Annotated in this window: 6 protein-coding genes; all 6 read right to left on the bottom strand. The window is 45.8% G+C overall.

Features of this window, described 5'->3' with window-relative positions; all coding sequences use genetic code 11:
• Positions 1 to 12 precede the first annotated feature (12 nt).
• Positions 13 to 720 carry a DivIVA domain-containing protein gene (locus H6S82_RS22325; protein ID WP_190464985.1) on the bottom strand — a complete coding sequence of 236 codons (708 nt, stop codon included), beginning with the start codon at positions 718 to 720 and terminating at the stop codon, positions 13 to 15.
• Positions 630 to 1184 carry a pantetheine-phosphate adenylyltransferase gene (gene coaD / locus H6S82_RS22330; protein WP_322111908.1) on the bottom strand — a complete coding sequence of 185 codons (555 nt, stop codon included), beginning with the start codon at positions 1182 to 1184 and terminating at the stop codon, positions 630 to 632. The genes H6S82_RS22325 and coaD overlap by 91 nt, the downstream gene beginning before the upstream one ends.
• A gap of 528 nt (positions 1185 to 1712) precedes the next feature.
• On the bottom strand, positions 1713 to 2240 hold the full coding sequence (locus H6S82_RS22335) for a peptidoglycan-binding protein (RefSeq protein WP_190464984.1): 528 nt from the start codon (positions 2238 to 2240) through the stop codon (positions 1713 to 1715).
• A 377-nt stretch (positions 2241 to 2617) separates the two neighbouring features.
• Positions 2618 to 2971 carry a phenylpyruvate tautomerase MIF-related protein gene (locus H6S82_RS22340; protein ID WP_190464983.1) on the bottom strand — a complete coding sequence of 118 codons (354 nt, stop codon included), beginning with the start codon at positions 2969 to 2971 and terminating at the stop codon, positions 2618 to 2620.
• 98 nt (positions 2972 to 3069) lie between these two features.
• On the bottom strand, positions 3070 to 3552 hold the full coding sequence (locus tag H6S82_RS22345) for a flavin reductase family protein (RefSeq protein WP_190464982.1): 483 nt from the start codon (positions 3550 to 3552) through the stop codon (positions 3070 to 3072).
• Between the two features lie 50 nt (positions 3553 to 3602).
• Positions 3603 to 3944: zf-TFIIB domain-containing protein (locus tag H6S82_RS22350; protein WP_199317933.1), on the bottom strand; the 342-nt coding region annotated here is incomplete at its 5' end.

The raw sequence follows: 3944 nt of genomic DNA on the forward strand, positions 1-3944 counted from the left end.
ACTTTTGACTTTTTACTTCTTAGGTGGTGTTTGGGAAGATTGGCGAGGAAATGGAGGAATTGGAGAAGTTTTTTGTGTCGGCAAGGGAGATTCGCCAGGTTGGAGTTGCTGGCGTCCGTTGCGTACCACCCGCAGCATTTCATTCAAATGCTGTTCGATGCTGTTGAGCATCTTTTCCGCATAATCATCAGCGCCGTTTTGGATGGCGTTAGCTTCTGCGATCGCTTTAGCGCGGAGTTCCTCCAGTTCCTGCTGAGCTTCTCGGTGCATCCGCTCGATTTCAGCCAAAGTCTGTTCTTGTGCAGCCTCGCACTCCTGCTGAACCATTTGCCAAAGTTGTTGCGCCTCCTGTTTTGCCTGTCGGACAATGCCCGTTTCATCTAAAATCTGGGCAGCGCGTTGCGAGGCGGCCTCAATCATTTTATGGGCGTACTGTTCCGCTTGCAGAAGCAACTCTTCCTTCTCGCGGATAATTGCTTCTGCTTCTTCAAAAGCATTAGGCAAATTCAATCTGATCAGATCCAATTGCTCCAGCAACTGTTCTTCATCGATTACGGTGCGACGAGTCAGTGGGATGCGCGGACTATCGAGAATCATTTCCTCTAGGCGGTTGAGTTCTCGCTGAATATCTACGCCTGTTTCTCCACGCTGGGACAGTTCATCTTGGGTTCTGGGTTCGTCGCTGTCGGGGCCGATTCGGGGTAAGTCTTGGCGTAACATTTTTTGTAAATATCTAAAGCAACGTGCTTGGGGACAAGATGATCGACAGAGCCGCCAAATCTTGCTATCTCTTTTACCACGCTACTACTTAAGAAACCATATTCAGTAGAGGTAGCCAGAAAAACTGTCTCAATTCGATCTAAGAGGGTCTTATTAGTATGCGCCATCTGCAACTCTTTTTCAAAGTCAGAAAGCACCCGCAGACCCCGAACGATCACAGTGGCTTGCCGCATTTGGGCATAGTTTACGGTCAGGCCGTCAAAGCTGTCTACCTCCACATTGGGTAGGTGTTGCGTGGATAAGCGAATCTGTTCCAGCCGCTCTTGCACAGTAAACATGGGCATTTTATTGGGATTGCGTAGCACTGCCACGACCACTCGATCGAATAGCCTAGACCCTCGCTGTATGACATCGAGGTGTCCGAGAGTAATGGGATCGAAGCTGCCGGGATAGATTGCAATCACAAATAATAAGGTTTCAAGGTCACTGACGCGATTTTGACACTCACCGCCCGTCATTGCGGTGATTCTTGGGCTGAACACTGCCTCCACCAAGCAATCTTAGCTTTGGTCTTACACATTCATGTCTAGTCCGACTACACCTTGCAGCAAGCGCTCTGATGGACTACTCCCCAAGCGTAAATTCGGGTGTGCCCTACCCTATTTGATTTTTTTTACTCTCCCACCTATACCATATTTTTTAGAGGGCAGTGAGGTATTGGGGCAACCCTAAAAGGATTGGTGACATTAGCCTTTATACAGCGTGTGAGTTCGTATGCCACGACTACATCTTTGTTCCCGCTTATCGAAAATTTTATCAGAAAGCCGTCGTTGAACGACGGCGTTTTAGACCCAAATTTTCGATAAGTGTGAGTCTAGAGAAATTGCAGCAGGCGACGCTACCCGAATGTCAACGATCGACCTCATCCGGCTACTGGTAAATTTTTTGATTGCGATCGCATCTGAGTTAAGTTGGCACTGCCAAGTCCTTATCTACCACCACTTCCGGAAATTGATATACCATCGACCCTGTTCGGGAAGAGGAGGTAGGGGAGAACCACCTCGCAATATTGTCCAAGTAATCCGGTCTACCATTCCGTTAGCTTTTAATTTATGTTTTTGCTGAAAGGCAATTACGGCCAACTTGGTATCTGAGTTAAAGATCCCGTTCCTGATGACGTTATACCCGTGAACTTGCAACAGCCCTTGCAGTTCGCGCACATCGCCACCGCTATGCCCTAGTTTGAGGATGCGAGTTCCTGGTAGAACTGTTCCTTTTAATGCTGCCCAGGTTTTGGCATCGACTATGCCATTCGCTCTCAATCCCTGTTGACGTTGAAATGTTTTGACAGCAGCTTCGGTGACGCTACCGTAATCTCCATCTACGCGCATCATAAAACCGTGAGCGCATAAAAATTCTTGCAATTGCGCTACGGCAGGGCCAGAATCCCAGGGATACAACACTGGGCCAGCCAGGGCAGCATCATTGATAGTATTTACCAATTCCAATTTGGTATTCATGAGCTTATCCTCCCCTGCGGCTTTTAAGTTGAGTTTTATGGTTTCATATAAGATACAAAGGGTGGGTATCAGCACAGCTAGGTATAGTTCTAGCCGAGTTTGTTAGCTGACATCTTGCACCATTCTCAACAAGACCTGAGAAACCGGGTTTCTTAACGAAAGATCTAGGCTCTTAGCTTAAATTTGCCAGAAACCCGGTTTTGACGTTTGGTGCAAGATCTGAGTTAGGGCAGTTTTGATTCTGCCAAAACTTTATAACTTATTCAGCAATCTGAACAGATCGTATCGTAAGTTGTGCCAAGTGTGGCTTGAGCCCACGCAGAAATATTCGCGCTTGTTTCCCCCTTTTTCTCAAAGGGGGAGAAGTCACAACTCAATTAACCAAAAGTCGATTTGTTCCAGCCCCACATGGAACCTTTTGCATCGGCAAATTCGATGTAGATGCGATCGACTGGTACACCCAACGCCTCATTTATCTGCTGGCAAAAATCCTGACTCATCGATTTGGTTTGCGATGGACTCATGCTGCCAATATTTTTAATTTCTATATAGCAGACTGGATCTGTCGTGCCAGCAAAAGTCATGGCCATATTTGGCTCAAACGCAGTCATCACGTAAGATTCCGGTTTGCCCAAATGTTTGGATAACTTAGACGAAAGGGTTTTGAGTAGCGAATCAACTTGCGATTTATCTGCTGTAGCTACAGAAGTTTGCACTTTGATTAGAGGCATAATTCAGTTTGCAGTTGCTAGTTGGTGAAAAAGATTTACGGAAAATTTTAAATTTCAGATTCAAATCCAATCTAAAATCCAAAATCTAAAATTTCCCATTACCCGCCGTATTGCCAGCCGGTGCTTTCCAACAAAAGAGGTTCGCCTTCCCGGTGAACGCCTGCGCCAATTACTTCGCCGACATAAACGGTATGGTCTCCTCGATCTACTGCGCCGACAACCCTGCATTCCACATAACCCAAGGAATCCGATATAATCGGACAGCCGGTTTGTTCTCCCAGGTAGAAGTCCACATCCTCAAATTTATTGCCGACGCGACGCTGGGGTTTGAAGAATTTTTGGGCTAAATCTTTTTGTCCTGCTTCCAGGAAGCTGAGGGCAAAGACGCCGCTGGCTGCGATCGAGGCGTGGGATTTTGAATCTTGCTTAACGCAATTTACCACTAAGGGTGGTTGAAAAGAACCTTGCATTACCCAGCTGGCGGTGAAGCCGTTCACTTCTTCGCCGTTTTTGACGCCACAGATATAAAGTCCGTGGGGAATTTTTCGCAGAAGAGTCTTTTTGGCTTGTTCGTCTAACAATGGTCTATCCTCTGATAACTACATCGCTTAGTTTAGCAATCTTCAGATTTCTAACGTCTTTCTTTCGCAAAAATATCTTTAAACATTTCCAGGATTCCTTGTTGCTTGTAATCTTTAAATTCGCCGGCATCAAACCAAGTGCCGCAGCATACGGGACATTTTTCATACCAAATATGCGATTGTTTTAAATCGACCATTTTAGTCATTTGTGTGCTGCATTTAGGACAATTTATATTCCCGATTTGGTTGAATTTACTGCCTGTTAGGGGGTCACCAATATCTATACTTTCAGAACCTTTAATTTTCTTCAGTCGTTTAGCGCCTTGGGAGTCAAACCAAATACCTTTGCAATCAATGCAGCGATCGACTTCAATACTGCTATAGATAATTTT

Origin of the sequence: Planktothrix sp. FACHB-1355 (assembly GCF_014748295.1) — a bacterium.
Classification (GTDB): domain Bacteria; phylum Cyanobacteriota; class Cyanobacteriia; order Cyanobacteriales; family Aerosakkonemataceae; genus Aerosakkonema; species Aerosakkonema funiforme_A.